We start from the raw sequence: 254 nt of genomic DNA, 5'->3' as shown, positions 1-254 counted from the left end.
CTCCTGCGCGAGGATGCCGTAAATCTCCTCGGCCGACTTGCCGCGAAAGCGGGTGTCGAACAGCACGCCCTTCGGCAACTGCATTCCTGCGTCGTACACGATCGGATTGATCGCATAGTCACATGCGCGTTCCAGAGTTTCGGATCGCGATCGCCCTGGCGCCAGCAGTGGCCGTTGGCCACATGCAGAACCTCATGCGCCAGCACGCCGCGCGTTTCCAGATCGTTCAGACCGCCGAGGTACGTCGGGTTGTA

General features: G+C 61.8%; 1 pseudogene. It reads right to left on the bottom strand.

The annotated features are described in order from the left end of the window. Window positions 1-254 (bottom strand): annotated as a pseudogene (locus AB4Y34_RS42465) (hypothetical protein); the annotation flags it as partial.

The sequence above is a fragment of the Paraburkholderia sp. BR10954 genome (assembly GCF_040965775.1).
GTDB lineage: Bacteria > Pseudomonadota > Gammaproteobacteria > Burkholderiales > Burkholderiaceae > Paraburkholderia > Paraburkholderia youngii.
Note: the sequence above shows the minus strand (reverse complement) of the source record. Positions and strands in the feature narration are given on the sequence as shown.